This window comes from Rhodanobacter sp. FW102-FHT14D06 (assembly GCF_043950705.1).
Lineage (GTDB): Bacteria > Pseudomonadota > Gammaproteobacteria > Xanthomonadales > Rhodanobacteraceae > Rhodanobacter.
In genome coordinates, this window is sequence record NZ_CP170722.1 from 2,869,563 (window position 1) to 2,881,720 (window position 12,158).

Genomic DNA, 12,158 nt, shown 5'->3' on the forward strand with positions numbered 1-12,158 from the left:
GAACACGATCATGACGCGCCTTGAAAAATTCTACAAAGACCAGGTAATCGGCAAGCTCACCGAGCAGTTCGGCTACCAGAACGTGATGCAGGTTCCCCGCATCACCAAGATCACGCTGAACATGGGCGTGGGCGAAGCGGCGGGCAACAAGAAAGTGCTCGAGAACGCCGTGGCCGACATGGCCAAGATCGCCGGCCAGAAGCCGATCACCACGAAGGCCCGCGTTTCGGTGGCTTCGTTCAAGATCCGCGACGGCTGGCCGATCGGCTGCAAGGTCACGTTGCGCCGTGCGCAGATGTGGGAGTTCCTCGATCGCCTGATCAACATCTCGCTGCCGCGCGTGCGCGACTTCCGCGGTGTTTCGGCCAAGGCGTTCGACGGTCGCGGCAACTACAACTTCGGCATCAAGGAACAGATCATCTTCCCCGAGATCGATTTCGACCAGGTGGATGCTCTGCGCGGCATGGATATCTCCATCACCACGACGGCGCGAACCGACAACGAGGCGAAGGCCCTGTTGACGGCCTTCAGCTTCCCGTTCCGGAACTGAGCGGTCATCCTTGACGAACCCGGCCGTCCGCGGCCGGACTCTTTGAAAGAGCAGCGATAAATTATGGCCAAGAAATCAATGGTGAACCGCGACGTCAAGCGGGCCAAGCTGATCCAGAAGTACGCCGCCAAGCGCGCCGAACTGAAAGCGATCGTGCTCAACCCGACGGCTTCGTACGACGAGAAGATGGAAGCGCAGGCGAGCCTGCAGAAGCTTCCGCGCGATGCCAGCCCGGTTCGCGTGCGGACGCGTTGCGCCCTGACCGGTCGTCCGCGCGCCGTCTACGCGAAGTTCGGCCTGGGTCGCAACAAGCTGCGCGAAGCCACCATGCGCGGCGACGTGCCGGGCCTGCGCAAGGCCAGCTGGTAATTCACAACCTGCAGGATCGGCGCGTCGGCTGTTCCGGCGCACCGATCCGACCGGCGGCACCGCATGCCACCGGTGGATGCGACTAACGCATCCGATGTTCGCCAAAACCCGAAATTGCTGCTATAGTCGGCGGTCTGCGCAACGCAGGCTGGCTTCTTTGCCGGCTCACAATCTGATTGATTTCCGGTTTTATCGGATATCGGTGCACTCTGAAGGATGTTTTCATGAGCATGACTGATCCCATCGCCGATCTGTTCACGCGCGTCCGCAATGCCCAGGCCACGGGCAAGCCGGTCGTGCGTATGCCGTCGTCGAAACTGAAGGTGGCCATCGCCGACCTTCTCAAGAACGAGGGCTACATCCTCGACGCCAAGACTTCCGTCGAGGAAGGCAAGCCGGTGCTCGAGATCAAGCTCAAGTATTTCGACGGTCAGCCCGCCATCGAGAACATTTCCCGTGTCAGCCGTTCCGGCCTGCGCGTTTACCGCGGCAAGGACGAGCTGCCGAAGGTCCTCGGCGGCCTGGGCATTTCGATCATCTCGACTTCCGCTGGTCTGTTGACCGATGCGCAGGCCCGTGCCAAGGGCCTGGGCGGCGAAGTCATCGGCCAAGTGGCATAAGGAGTCTTTCAATGTCACGTGTAGCCAAACAACCCATTTCCCTGCCGAAGGGCGTCGAGCTGACGGTCGCCGGAGGCAACATTTCGGTGAAGGGCCCGAAGGGCACCTTGTCCGTGCATCAGCTGCCGGGCGTCACGGTCGCCGTCGACGGCGGCGTGGCGAATGTCACGCTGGGCGAAGGCGTGGACGACAAGTTCGGCGGTACGGCGCGTGCGCTGATCGCCAACATGGTCACCGGCGTCTCGCAGGGTTACGAGCGCAAGCTTGAGCTGGTCGGCGTCGGTTATCGCGCCGCCATGCAGGGCAAGGCGCTGAGCCTCAGCCTGGGCTTCTCCCACCCGGTGGTGTTCGACGCGCCCGAGGGCATCAGCATCGAAACGCCGACCCAGACCGAAGTGCTGATCAAGGGCACCGACAAGCAGGTCGTCGGCCAGGTCGCAGCCAAGATTCGCGGCTTCCGCCCACCCGAACCCTACAAGGGCAAGGGCGTGCGCTATGCCGGCGAGAAGATCACCCTGAAGGAAGCCAAGAAGGCGTAAATGCGCTGTCCCTGCGCGTAGAGACCGGTCATCCATGGCCGGACTTTTCACAAAGAGCATGATGACAGCCATCCGAGCCGATCCGCTTTCGAGGAATTGAGAGATGAACAAGAACGAAAATCGCCTGCGCCGCGCCAAGTCCACCCGCAGCCACATTCGCAAGCTGGGCGTGGCCCGCCTGTCGGTGCATCGCACCGGGCAGCATCTTTATGCGCAGGTGTTCGACGCCTCCGGCAAGAACGTGGTAGCGGCTGCCTCCACCGTGCAAAAGTCGGTCGCCGAAGGCCTGAAGGGCACCAAGAACCTGGCTGCTGCGGCGGCCGTGGGCAAGGCTGTGGCCGAGCGCGCGAAGGCTGCCGGTGTGGAGTCGGTGGCGTTCGACCGCTCCGGTTTCCGCTATCACGGCCGCATCAAGGCGCTTGCCGAGGCGGCGCGCGAGGCGGGCTTGAAGTTCTGAGGCGCCGGGATGCGGGACGCGGGATTCGGGATTCGAAAGAGCCCGCTTCCGCGAGTCGCCAATCCGGTTGCTGATCCTGGCAGCACATACAACTACAAGCGGCCAAGCCGCAAGCAAAAGTCCCGGATGGTCCGGGCACACGGAATAGAACATGTCTTCTAACGATCGCGAAAATTCGGACGGCCTGCTCGAGAAGCTGATTGCCGTCAACCGGGTGGCCAAGACCGTCAAGGGTGGCCGCCAGATGAGCTTCACTGCACTGACCGTGGTCGGTGACGGCGAGGGCAAGGTCGGCTTCGGCTATGGCAAGGCGCGTGAAGTGCCGGTGGCCATTTCCAAGGCGATGGAGCGTGCCCGCCGCCAGATGGTCAACATCGAACTGAACAACGGCACCCTGTGGTACGCCATCAAGGCGAACCATGGTGCGGCCCGCGTGTACATGCAGCCGGCTTCCGAAGGTACCGGCGTGATCGCCGGCGGCGCCATGCGTGCGGTGCTGGAAGTGGTCGGCGTCAAGAACGTGCTGGCCAAGGCCGTCGGTTCGCGCAATCCGATCAACCTGGTGCGCGCCACCATCAAGGGCCTGCAGGCGGTTGCCTCGCCCAAGAAGATCGCCGCCAAGCGAGGCAAGAGTCTGGAAGAGGTGCTGGGCAATGGCTAAGAAGAACGAATCCGCTGCCACCGTGCGCGTGCGCCTGGTCAAGGGCCTGCGCGGCGTGCAGGCGCGCCATCGCCTCAGCGTCAAGGCGCTGGGTCTGGGCAAGGTCAACGACGTGCGCGAGCTGAAGGACAGCCCGCAGGTGCGTGGGCTGATCAACACGGTCTACTACCTGGTCCGGGTCGAGGAGTAATCATCATGCGTCTGAATGACATCAAGCCGGCCGCCGGTTCCCGCAAGACCCGCCTGCGCGTGGGTCGCGGCATCGGTTCGGGCCTGGGCAAGACGGCCGGTCGCGGCCACAAGGGTCAGCATGCCCGCGCGGGCGGCACCCACAAGTTCGGTTTCGAAGGCGGCCAGATGCCGCTGAACCGCCGGTTGCCGAAGGTCGGCTTCCGCTCGAAGCTGAAGGCGCAGAGCCAGGAAGTCTTCCTGTATCAGCTGGCCAACCTCAAGGGCGACGTGATCGACGTGGTCGCGCTGCATCAGGCTGGCCTGATCGACAGCCGCGCCAAGAAGGTCAAGGTAGTGCTGAAGGGCGAGATCGGTCGCGCGGTGAAGCTGTCCGGTCTGCTGGCCACGGCGGGCGCGAAGGCGGCCATCGAGGCGGCCGGCGGAAGCGTGGAGTAAGACGGTGGCCGTAGCCAAGGGCAACGCACTGGGCAAACTCGGCAAGCTGACGGAGCTTCGTCAGCGCATCCTGTTCGTGGTGGGTGCGTTGATGGTGTTCCGTCTCGGCTCGTTCATTCCGGTTCCGGGCGTCAACCCGGAGGCGATGACGAACCTGGTCAACGGCAACGGCCTGATGGACATGTTCAACATGTTCTCGGGCGGCGCGCTGGAGCGGTTCTCGGTCTTCGCGCTCGGCGTGATTCCGTACATCTCGGCGTCGATCGTGTTCCAGATGATGGGCGCGGTGGTGCCGAGCCTGCAGGCCCTGCGCAAGGAAGGCGAGGCCGGCAAGCGCAAGATGACGGCGTACACCCGTTATGCCACGGTGCTGCTGGCGGCGTTCCAGTCCTTCGGCATTGCGGTTGCCTTGCAGGGCCAGGTGGCCGCGGGCGGCGCGCCGGTGGTGTACACGCCGGGCTTCGGCTTCGTGTTCTCGTCCGTGGTCGGCCTGACCGCCGGTACCATGTTCCTGATGTGGCTGGGCGAACAGATGACCGAGCGCGGCATCGGCAACGGCATCTCGCTGCTGATCTTCGCCGGCATCGTGGCCGGCTTGCCCGGCGCGGTGGTGCACACGCTGGGCATGGCCAACAACGGTGAGCTGTCGCTGCTCATGCTGCTGGTGGTGTTCGGGCTGGTGCTGGCCGTGACCGCCTTCGTGGTGTTCGTGGAGCGCGCCCAGCGGCGCATCACGGTGAACTACGCACGACGTTCGGGCGGACAGAAGGCCTACCAGAACCAGAGCTCCAGCCTGCCGCTGAAGATCAACATGTCGGGCGTGATTCCGCCGATCTTTGCGTCGAGCTTGCTGATGTTCCCGGCCACCGCGGTGAGCTGGTTCAGCACGGGTCATTCGTCGCGCTGGGTGCAGGATCTGACGCAGTCGCTGAGTCCAGGCAACCCGTTGTATGAAATCACCTTTTCGGTACTGGTGATCGGTTTTGCATTCTTCTACACCGCGATCGTGTTCAACGCGGAAGAGACGGCGGACAACCTGAAGCGCTCCGGCGCCCTGATTCCCGGCATTCGTCCGGGCAAGGCCACGGGCAGCTACATCGACGCGGTGATGACACGCCTGACGGCGGTCGGCGCGATCTACCTGGTGCTGGTGTGCCTGGTGCCGTCGTTCATGCAGCAGGCGTGGCACGTACCGTTCTATTTCGGTGGCACCTCGCTGCTGATCGTGGTGGTGGTGGTGATGGATTTCACGGCGCAGATCCAGGCGCATCTGGTCAGTCATCAGTACGAAAGTTTGCTCAAGAAAGCCAACCTCCGTCGCAGTTGACGCGGCGAGGGACGCTCCAGGTCGGAGAGTTGCGGTGCCTTGGCGCCGCAGGGCTTTCCTGTTCGGGTAATTCAGGTTAAAATTGCGCGTTTACCGCGCACGAAACGCATTCGGAGAGAGTACTCATGGCGCGCATTGCGGGTGTCAATTTGCCGGTTCAGAAACACGTCTGGGTCGGTCTGCAGAGCATTTATGGTATCGGCCGCAGCCGCGCCAAGCAGGTTTGCGTGGACGCGGGCGTGGTCCCGACCACCCAGATCAAGTCGCTGAGCGAAGGCGAAGTGGAAAAGATTCGCCTGGAGATCGCCAAGTACACCGTCGAAGGCGATCTGCGCCGCGAGGTGGGCATGGCGATCAAGCGGCTGATGGACCTGGGCTGCTACCGCGGCCTGCGTCATCGTCGCGGCCTGCCGGTTCGCGGGCAGCGTACCCGTACCAATGCGCGTACCCGCAAGGGTCCGCGTCGCGCAATCAAGAAGTGATTGCCTGCGGATTTGTGCGGTCACCGATGACCGCGAAGATCAAAAAAGCGGCCATCCGTGGCCGCACTCATCGAGAAGAGCCTTCAAACCATGGCTAAGCCGGTCAAGACCAAGAAGAAGATCAAGCGCGTTGTCACGGATGCCGTGGCCCACGTGCAGGCCTCCTTCAACAACACCATCGTTACCATCACCGATCGCCAGGGCAATGCCCTGTCGTGGGCGACCGCCGGCGGTGCCGGTTTCCGCGGCTCGCGCAAGTCCACCCCGTTCGCTGCACAGGTCGCCGCCGAGAAGGCCGGCCGCGCCGCGGGCGACTACGGCGTGAAGACGGTGGAAGTGCGCATCAAGGGTCCCGGCCCGGGCCGCGAGTCGGCGGTGCGTTCGCTGAATGCGCTGGGCTACAAGGTGCTCAACATCATCGACGTCACGCCGATCCCGCACAACGGCTGCCGTCCCCCCAAGAAGCGGCGTGTCTGAGGGCGGTCGTTTTCGATCGCGAGAATCAAGCACCGGCCGCGGCCGGACTATCTGAAAGAGAAGAAACATGGCCCGTTATCGTGGAGCTACCTGCAAACTCGCCCGGCGCGAAGGTGCGGATCTCAGCCTGAAGAGCCCGGCGCGTGCGCTGGATTCAAAGTGCAAACTGGAAAACAAGCCCGGCCAGCATGGCGCGAACAAGCGCATGCGCATGTCCGACTACGCCGTCCAGCTGCGTGAGAAGCAGAAGGTCAAGCGTATCTACGGCGTGCTCGAGCGCCAGTTCAGCAACTACTACACCAAGGCGACCACGCTCAAGGGCAATACCGGCGAGAACTTGCTGCGTCTGCTCGAGAGCCGCCTGGACAACGTCGTGTTCCGCATGGGCTTCGCGGTCACCCGCGCCCAGGCCCGCCAGCTGGTTGCCCACAAGGCGGTGCTGGTCAACGGCAAGAAGGTGAACATTCCTTCCTACCAGGTGCGCCCGGGCGACGCGATCGCGCTGACCGAGAAGGCGCGCAGCCAGCTGCGCGTGCAGGAAGCGGCCACCGTGTTCGACACCATGGACCTACGCCCGGTCTGGGTCGAAGTGGATTCCAAGAAGTTCGAAGGCACGTTCAAGTCGGTGCCGGATCGCGGCGACCTGCCGTCCGACATCAATGAAGCATTGATCATCGAGCTTTACTCGAAGTAATTAACCGGAGCTCTGCATGGCAGTTTCGTCAACTAGTGTGCTGCGGCCACGTGGCCTCAGCGTCGAACAGCTCGGAGCCAACCGCGCCAAGGTGGTGGTCGAGCCGCTCGAGCGTGGCTTTGGCCATACCCTGGGCAACGCGCTGCGCCGCGTGCTGCTCTCCTCGATCCCCGGCAGCGCCATCGTCGAGGTGGAAATCGACGGCGTGCTGCACGAATACACCACGCTTGAAGGTCTGCAGGAGGACGTCATCGAAGTCCTGCTGAACCTCAAGGACGTGGCGATCCGGCAGCATTCGGGCGATGAAGTGACCCTGACCTTGTCCAAGAAGGGCAAGGGCGTGGTGACCGCCGGCGACATCGTGGTCGACCATACGGTGGAGATCGTCAACCCCGAGCACGTCCTGTGCCACCTGACCAAGGACATCGCGCTCAACATGCGCCTCAAGGTGCGTCGCGGCGTCGGCTACCAGCCGGCCAGCGCGCGCCAGCATCCTGACGACGAGGCGCGCCCGATCGGTCGCCTGCAGCTGGATGCCTCGTTCGCGCCCGTATTGCGGGTGGCCTACGAAGTGGACGCCGCGCGTGTCGAGCAGCGCACCAACCTTGACAAGCTGGTGCTGGACATCGAGACCAACGGCACCATCGACGCCGAGGACGCGGTGCGCAAGGCCGCCGAGATCATCAACGACCAGCTGTCGGTGTTCGGTGACTTCTCGCGTCGCGAAAGTGCCACGGACAAGGCCGAGAAGAGCGGCTTCGAACCGCTGCTGCTGCGTCCGATCGACGATCTGGAGCTGACCGTGCGTTCGGCGAACTGCCTGAAGGCCGAGAGCATCTACTACATCGGCGACCTGGTGCAGAAGACCGAGGTCGAGCTGTTGAAGACGCCGAACCTGGGCAAGAAGTCGCTGACCGAAATCAAGGATGTCCTGGGCGGGCGCAGCCTGTCCCTCGGCACCAAGCTGGAAAACTGGCCGCCGCCGGGGCTTTCGCACGGCATGCAGCTGGGCTAGGGCGATCCTCCTTGATCGCTGTTGTAGCCGGATATTGGCCAGGGTGTGTACAGCACCTTGGCCATGCAGCAGAAGCGGCCATCCATGGCCGCACTTTTCACAAGAGCCTGCTCCGATGGGGCTCACATAAAAGCGGGTAACCGCGGGGTGTCGGACACAAGCGCCGGCACTTCATAACAACAGACCTACAGAGAGTATTCCGTCATGCGCCACCAGAAATCCGGACGCAAGCTCAACCGCACCAGCAGCCACCGCGAAGCGATGTTCAAGAACATGGCCTCGTCGCTGTTCAAGCATGAGCTGATCCGCACCACCCTGCCGAAGGCGAAGGAACTTCGCCGCGTCGCCGAGCCGCTGATCACGATGGCCAAGACCGATGGCGTCGCCAATCGCCGCCTTGCGTTCTCGCGTCTGCGCGACAAGGAAGCGGTGGGCAAGCTGTTCGTCGAGCTGGGCCCGCGTTACAAGGAGCGTCCCGGCGGTTACCTGCGCATTCTCAAGTGCGGCTTCCGCGACGGCGACAACGCGCCGATGGCGTACGTCGAGCTGGTGGGGCGTCCGCAGGTCGAGTCCGTCGACGCGGAGTGAGATGCCGGCCGGACGACCTGACGGTCGCCTGCAGCGTCATGCAAACCCGGCCTGGTGCCGGGTTTTGCGTTTTCGGCCCGACGCCGGTCCGTCTTCGCGGTTGCTGCAGCGTTGCGTGCTGACAGCGCTGCGCCGAACGGGTAATGTCATCGTTTCGCATCGCAGCAAAGCCCCTATGAACCCATTGCGCTGGTCGTACCGCTTCAGTTTCGCCGTCGGTTTCCTCGTGTGCGCCGCCCTCATGGGCTTCGCGCTGTATGCCGAATATGCCTGGGAAATGACGCCGTGCCCGCTGTGCATCTTCCAGCGCGTCGGCTTCATCGTGATGGGCGTGTTCTTTCTGCTTGGCGCCTTGCACGCGCCGCGCGGCGGGCTGCGCTGGATCTATGCCGCGGGCGTGTGGCTCGGTGCGGTATTCGGCATCGTGGTGGCGGGGCGGCACCTGTGGATCCAGTCGCTGCCCGCCGACCAGATTCCGTCCTGCGGGCCGCCGCTCGATTACATGTTCAGCGCGTTCCCGTTTGCCAAGGTGCTGCGCATGGTGTTTACCGGTTCCGGCGAATGCGCGGCGGTCGAGCCGATCCTGGGCTTGCCGATGCCGGCGTGGACGCTGCTTTGGTTCGTGCTGCTCGCCGTACTGACGGTGGTGGCGGTGCGCCGCCGGACGTCGCACGCATGAACAAGCTGCGGGATTCCGACGTCGGCGTCGTGGCTGCTGATGTGGCTCGTACCGGCACGGCGCCGTGGACGCCCGATTCCTGGCAGCGTCGTCCGGCCCTGCAGCAACCGAGCTACGACGACCCGGTCGAGCTGGCCAAGGCAGGTGCGCTCCTGGCCCGATTGCCGCCGCTGGTCACCTCGTGGGAGATCCTGGCGCTCAAGGAGGCGGTGGCCGAGGCGCAGGAAGGGAAGCGCTTCCTGTTGCAGGGTGGCGATTGCGCGGAGAGCTTCGCCGACTGCACCAGCCCGGTGATTTCCAACCGGCTGAAGGTGCTGCTGCAGATGAGCCTGGTGCTGGTGCACGGGCTGAAGAAGCCGGTGCTGCGGGTGGGGCGCTTTGCCGGGCAGTACGCCAAGCCGCGTTCGGCCGATAGCGAAACGCGCCACGGCGTGAGCCTGCCGAGTTTTCGCGGCGACGTGGTCAACAGCCAGGAGTTCACCGCCGCCGCGCGGCGTCCCGATCCGCAGCGGTTGATCCAGGCGCATGCGCATTCGGCGTTGACGATGAACTTCGTGCGCGCGTTGATCGACGGCGGTTTTGCCGACCTGCGCCATCCCGAATATTGGGACCTGGCCTGGGTCGAGCATTCGCCGCTGGCCGCCGAGTACCGGCAGATGGTCGCCGCGATCAGCGATTCGCTGCACTTCATGGAGACGCTGGCCGGCCCGATCGCCGGCTTCTCCAAGGTGGATTTCTTCACCTCGCACGAGGCGCTGCTGCTGCATTACGAACAGGCCCTGACTCGCCAGGTACCTCGCAATCCGGGCTGGTTCAACCTGTCCACGCATTTCCCGTGGATCGGCATGCGCACCGCTGCACTGGATGGCGCGCACGTGGAGTACTTCCGAGGCATCCGCAATCCGGTGGCGGTCAAGATCGGCCCCTCGGTGACTCCCGATCAACTGCTGCCGCTGATCGACGCACTCGATCCGCACGCCGAGCCGGGCCGGCTGACCCTGATCCACCGGATGGGCCAGGCGAAGATCGCCGATGCGCTGCCGCCGCTGCTGGACGCGGTGAAGCGCGAAGGTCGACGCGTGCTGTGGGTGGCGGACCCCATGCACGGCAACACCGAGAGCACCTCGAACGGCCACAAGACGCGCCGCTTCGACAACATCCGTGGCGAACTGGATCGGGCCTTCGACATCCACGCGGCGGCTGGCACGCGGCTGGGTGGCGTGCACCTGGAGCTGACCGGCGAAGACGTGACCGAGTGCATCGGCGGCGCGCGCGACCTCAAGGAGGGCGACCTGGATCGCGCCTACAAGTCGATGGTCGATCCGCGCCTGAACTACGAACAGTCGCTGGAGCTGGCGATGCTTATCGTGCGCAAGTCGACCGGCGGGGCGGGCTGACGCACTGCATGCTCAGCGCGGGGACGCCGCGGGCGGATCGCCCACGGTGGGCAGAAACTGCGGCGCTTGCCATGCCTTGGCGTGCTGCTCGAAACCGTAGGCGATCGAGATCAGCACCGGTTCGCTCCACTTCGCGCCGAACAGCACGATGCCGACCGGCAGGCCGTGGGCGAAGCCGGCGGGCACGGTGATCGACGGGTAGCCGGCCACGGCTGCCGGTTGCGAGGCGCCGCCCACGGTCGGATCACCGCTGACGATGTGATCGCCCAACACCGGGTCGGTGACGAAAGCCGGGCCCCACGACGGCGCCAGCAGCGCGTCCAACTGCTGCGATTGGAGCGCCGCGTCGATGCCTTCCGGCCCGGACAGGCGCTTGGCCGTGGCCAGCGCATCGGCATAGACCTTGTCGCTGGGCGGTCCCTTCTGCTCGGCCTTTTCGAACAGTTCCTGGCCGAACCACGGCATTTCTTCGGCGGCATGCGCCTGGTTGAACGCGATCAGATCGGCCAGCGTATTCACCTTCAGGCCGTGGCGGCTGGCCAGATAGGCGTTGACGTCGTGCTTGAAGTCGTACAGCAGCACGGTGAATTCCCGGTCGCCGAGTTCGGCCAGGTGCGGCAGCGTGACCGGATCGACGACGATGGCGCCCTGCGCTTTCATCAATGCGATCGACTGCGCCAGCACGCGGTCGGCGTTCGGCTCGGCGCCGGCGAGCTGACGCACCACGCCGATGCGCTTGCCCCTGAGTCCGTTCGGGTCGAGGAACTTCGTGTAGTCAGTGGCGTGCCGGTCGGCCTCCAGGGTGGCCGGGTCGCGCGGGTCGCTGCCGGCGATCACGCTGAGCAGGGTCGCAGCGTCGGCGACGCTGCGCGCCATCGGGCCGGCGGTGTCCTGGTTGTGACTGATCGGCACGATGCCGCGGCGGCTGACCAGACCGAGGGTGGGCTTGATGCCGACGATGCCGTTCATTGCCGCGGGGCAGATGATCGAGCCGTCGGTTTCGGTGCCGATCGCCACCGTGGCGAGCCCGGCCGCCACCGCGACGGCGGAACCGGCGCTGGAACCGCAGGGATTGCGATCGAGCACGTACGGGTTCTTCGTCTGCCCGCCGCGCCCGCTCCAGCCGCTGCTGGCGTGACTGGAACGGAAGTTCGCCCATTCGCTCAGGTTGGTCTTGCCGAGGATCAGCGCACCGGCCTTGCGCAGCCGCTCGACCAGGCTGGCGTCGCGGGCGGCCGGTGCATCGATCAGTGCGAGCGAGCCGGCGGTGGTGAGCATGTGGTCGCCGGTCTCGATGTTGTCCTTGAGCAACACCGGGATGCCGTACAACGGGCCGTGGGATGTCGTGCGCTTGGCGTCGAGCGCGTCGGCCAGCGGCAGCACGTCGGGGTTCGTCTCGATCACTGCGCGCAGGGTGGGGCCGGAGCGATCGATCCGCTGGACGCGATCGAGCAACGCGCGGGCCAGCTGGCGGCTGTCCAGCGCGCCGGCATCCATGCGTTGCTGGAGTTGGTCGATCGACGCGTAGGCGACATCCGGCGACGTGGCTTCCGTGGCCAACGCGAGGCCCGGGAGCAAGGCGATGGTCAGTGCGGCGATACGGACGGCTGGACGGTTCACGGTAACCCCCGATTTCGGGACACGGCGTGTGGTCGCCCGGCCAGCTTAGCGCCGTT

At 64.8% G+C, this 12,158-nt stretch carries 17 protein-coding genes; 16 read left to right on the forward strand and 1 reads right to left on the reverse strand.

The genetic code is table 11. The annotated features are described in order from the left end of the window. The first annotated feature begins 7 nt into the window (after positions 1–7). The 16 genes from rplE (at position 8) to ACFCQI_RS12990 (ending at position 10,482) form a co-directional block, all read left to right on the forward strand. Positions 8–550: a 50S ribosomal protein L5 gene (rplE, locus tag ACFCQI_RS12915; protein WP_395121356.1), complete on the forward strand. Its 543-nt coding sequence runs from the start codon at positions 8–10 to the stop codon at positions 548–550. A 63-nt stretch (positions 551–613) separates the two neighbouring features. Next, on the forward strand, positions 614–919 hold the full coding sequence (rpsN, locus tag ACFCQI_RS12920; RefSeq protein ID WP_395117272.1) for a 30S ribosomal protein S14: 306 nt from the start codon (positions 614–616) through the stop codon (positions 917–919). A gap of 224 nt (positions 920–1,143) precedes the next feature. Next, entirely contained in the window at positions 1,144–1,539 is a 396-nt protein-coding gene (gene rpsH / locus ACFCQI_RS12925; RefSeq protein ID WP_395117275.1) for a 30S ribosomal protein S8, read from the forward strand. An 11-nt stretch (positions 1,540–1,550) separates the two neighbouring features. Continuing rightward, positions 1,551–2,078, forward strand: a complete 528-nt coding sequence (gene rplF / locus ACFCQI_RS12930; RefSeq protein WP_395117277.1) for a 50S ribosomal protein L6 — start codon at positions 1,551–1,553, stop codon at positions 2,076–2,078. A 103-nt stretch (positions 2,079–2,181) separates the two neighbouring features. Beyond that, positions 2,182–2,535, forward strand: coding sequence for a 50S ribosomal protein L18 (gene rplR / locus ACFCQI_RS12935; protein WP_136259079.1), 354 nt, complete (start codon positions 2,182–2,184; stop codon positions 2,533–2,535). 151 nt (positions 2,536–2,686) lie between these two features. Then, positions 2,687–3,196, forward strand: a complete 510-nt coding sequence (gene rpsE / locus ACFCQI_RS12940; protein WP_136259078.1) for a 30S ribosomal protein S5 — start codon at positions 2,687–2,689, stop codon at positions 3,194–3,196. Next, on the forward strand, positions 3,189–3,386 hold the full coding sequence (rpmD, locus tag ACFCQI_RS12945) for a 50S ribosomal protein L30 (protein WP_136259077.1): 198 nt from the start codon (positions 3,189–3,191) through the stop codon (positions 3,384–3,386). Before rpsE ends, rpmD begins: the two co-directional genes overlap by 8 nt. A 5-nt stretch (positions 3,387–3,391) precedes the next feature. Then, positions 3,392–3,823: a 50S ribosomal protein L15 gene (gene rplO / locus ACFCQI_RS12950; RefSeq protein WP_395117279.1), complete on the forward strand. Its 432-nt coding sequence runs from the start codon at positions 3,392–3,394 to the stop codon at positions 3,821–3,823. A 4-nt stretch (positions 3,824–3,827) separates the two neighbouring features. Then, positions 3,828–5,150, forward strand: coding sequence for a preprotein translocase subunit SecY (secY, locus tag ACFCQI_RS12955; protein ID WP_395117281.1), 1,323 nt, complete (start codon positions 3,828–3,830; stop codon positions 5,148–5,150). A 125-nt stretch (positions 5,151–5,275) separates the two neighbouring features. Beyond that, entirely contained in the window at positions 5,276–5,632 is a 357-nt protein-coding gene (gene rpsM / locus ACFCQI_RS12960; RefSeq protein WP_136259074.1) for a 30S ribosomal protein S13, read from the forward strand. Positions 5,633–5,722: 90 nt separating this feature from the next. Continuing rightward, positions 5,723–6,109, forward strand: coding sequence for a 30S ribosomal protein S11 (gene rpsK, locus ACFCQI_RS12965; protein WP_007513384.1), 387 nt, complete (start codon positions 5,723–5,725; stop codon positions 6,107–6,109). 67 nt (positions 6,110–6,176) lie between these two features. Further along, on the forward strand, positions 6,177–6,803 hold the full coding sequence (gene rpsD / locus ACFCQI_RS12970; protein ID WP_136259073.1) for a 30S ribosomal protein S4: 627 nt from the start codon (positions 6,177–6,179) through the stop codon (positions 6,801–6,803). Positions 6,804–6,819: 16 nt separating this feature from the next. Then, entirely contained in the window at positions 6,820–7,818 is a 999-nt protein-coding gene (locus ACFCQI_RS12975; RefSeq protein ID WP_395117283.1) for a DNA-directed RNA polymerase subunit alpha, read from the forward strand. 204 nt (positions 7,819–8,022) lie between these two features. Then, positions 8,023–8,406: a 50S ribosomal protein L17 gene (gene rplQ / locus ACFCQI_RS12980; RefSeq protein WP_395117285.1), complete on the forward strand. Its 384-nt coding sequence runs from the start codon at positions 8,023–8,025 to the stop codon at positions 8,404–8,406. 175 nt (positions 8,407–8,581) lie between these two features. Further along, entirely contained in the window at positions 8,582–9,085 is a 504-nt protein-coding gene (locus tag ACFCQI_RS12985; RefSeq protein ID WP_395121357.1) for a disulfide bond formation protein B, read from the forward strand. After that, the gene (locus ACFCQI_RS12990; protein WP_395117287.1) at positions 9,082–10,482 is read left to right on the forward strand and encodes a class II 3-deoxy-7-phosphoheptulonate synthase; all 1,401 of its coding nucleotides are present in this window, start codon (positions 9,082–9,084) and stop codon (positions 10,480–10,482) included. The genes ACFCQI_RS12985 and ACFCQI_RS12990 overlap by 4 nt, the downstream gene beginning before the upstream one ends. Positions 10,483–10,494: 12 nt before the next feature. On the opposite strand, the gene ACFCQI_RS12995 is transcribed toward ACFCQI_RS12990, so the two are convergent. Beyond that, positions 10,495–12,102 carry an amidase gene (locus ACFCQI_RS12995; protein WP_395117289.1) on the reverse strand — a complete coding sequence of 536 codons (1,608 nt, stop codon included), beginning with the start codon at positions 12,100–12,102 and terminating at the stop codon, positions 10,495–10,497. Between the last annotated feature and the right edge of the window lie 56 nt (positions 12,103–12,158).

What these genes read in the sequence shown, in the direction of transcription:
- rpsN (WP_395117272.1), top strand. Translation starts at nt 614, where the DNA reads ATGGCCAAGAAATCAATGGTGAACCGCGACGTCAAGCGGGCCAAGCTG.
- rpsH (WP_395117275.1), top strand. Translation starts at nt 1,144, where the DNA reads ATGAGCATGACTGATCCCATCGCCGATCTGTTCACGCGCGTCCGCAAT.
- rplF (WP_395117277.1), top strand. Translation starts at nt 1,551, where the DNA reads ATGTCACGTGTAGCCAAACAACCCATTTCCCTGCCGAAGGGCGTCGAG.
- rplR (WP_136259079.1), top strand. Translation starts at nt 2,182, where the DNA reads ATGAACAAGAACGAAAATCGCCTGCGCCGCGCCAAGTCCACCCGCAGC.
- rpsE (WP_136259078.1), top strand. Translation starts at nt 2,687, where the DNA reads ATGTCTTCTAACGATCGCGAAAATTCGGACGGCCTGCTCGAGAAGCTG.
- rpmD (WP_136259077.1), top strand. Translation starts at nt 3,189, where the DNA reads ATGGCTAAGAAGAACGAATCCGCTGCCACCGTGCGCGTGCGCCTGGTC.
- rplO (WP_395117279.1), top strand. Translation starts at nt 3,392, where the DNA reads ATGCGTCTGAATGACATCAAGCCGGCCGCCGGTTCCCGCAAGACCCGC.
- rpsM (WP_136259074.1), top strand. Translation starts at nt 5,276, where the DNA reads ATGGCGCGCATTGCGGGTGTCAATTTGCCGGTTCAGAAACACGTCTGG.
- rpsK (WP_007513384.1), top strand. Translation starts at nt 5,723, where the DNA reads ATGGCTAAGCCGGTCAAGACCAAGAAGAAGATCAAGCGCGTTGTCACG.
- rpsD (WP_136259073.1), top strand. Translation starts at nt 6,177, where the DNA reads ATGGCCCGTTATCGTGGAGCTACCTGCAAACTCGCCCGGCGCGAAGGT.
- ACFCQI_RS12975 (WP_395117283.1), top strand. Translation starts at nt 6,820, where the DNA reads ATGGCAGTTTCGTCAACTAGTGTGCTGCGGCCACGTGGCCTCAGCGTC.
- rplQ (WP_395117285.1), top strand. Translation starts at nt 8,023, where the DNA reads ATGCGCCACCAGAAATCCGGACGCAAGCTCAACCGCACCAGCAGCCAC.
- ACFCQI_RS12985 (WP_395121357.1), top strand. Translation starts at nt 8,582, where the DNA reads ATGAACCCATTGCGCTGGTCGTACCGCTTCAGTTTCGCCGTCGGTTTC.
- ACFCQI_RS12990 (WP_395117287.1), top strand. Translation starts at nt 9,082, where the DNA reads ATGAACAAGCTGCGGGATTCCGACGTCGGCGTCGTGGCTGCTGATGTG.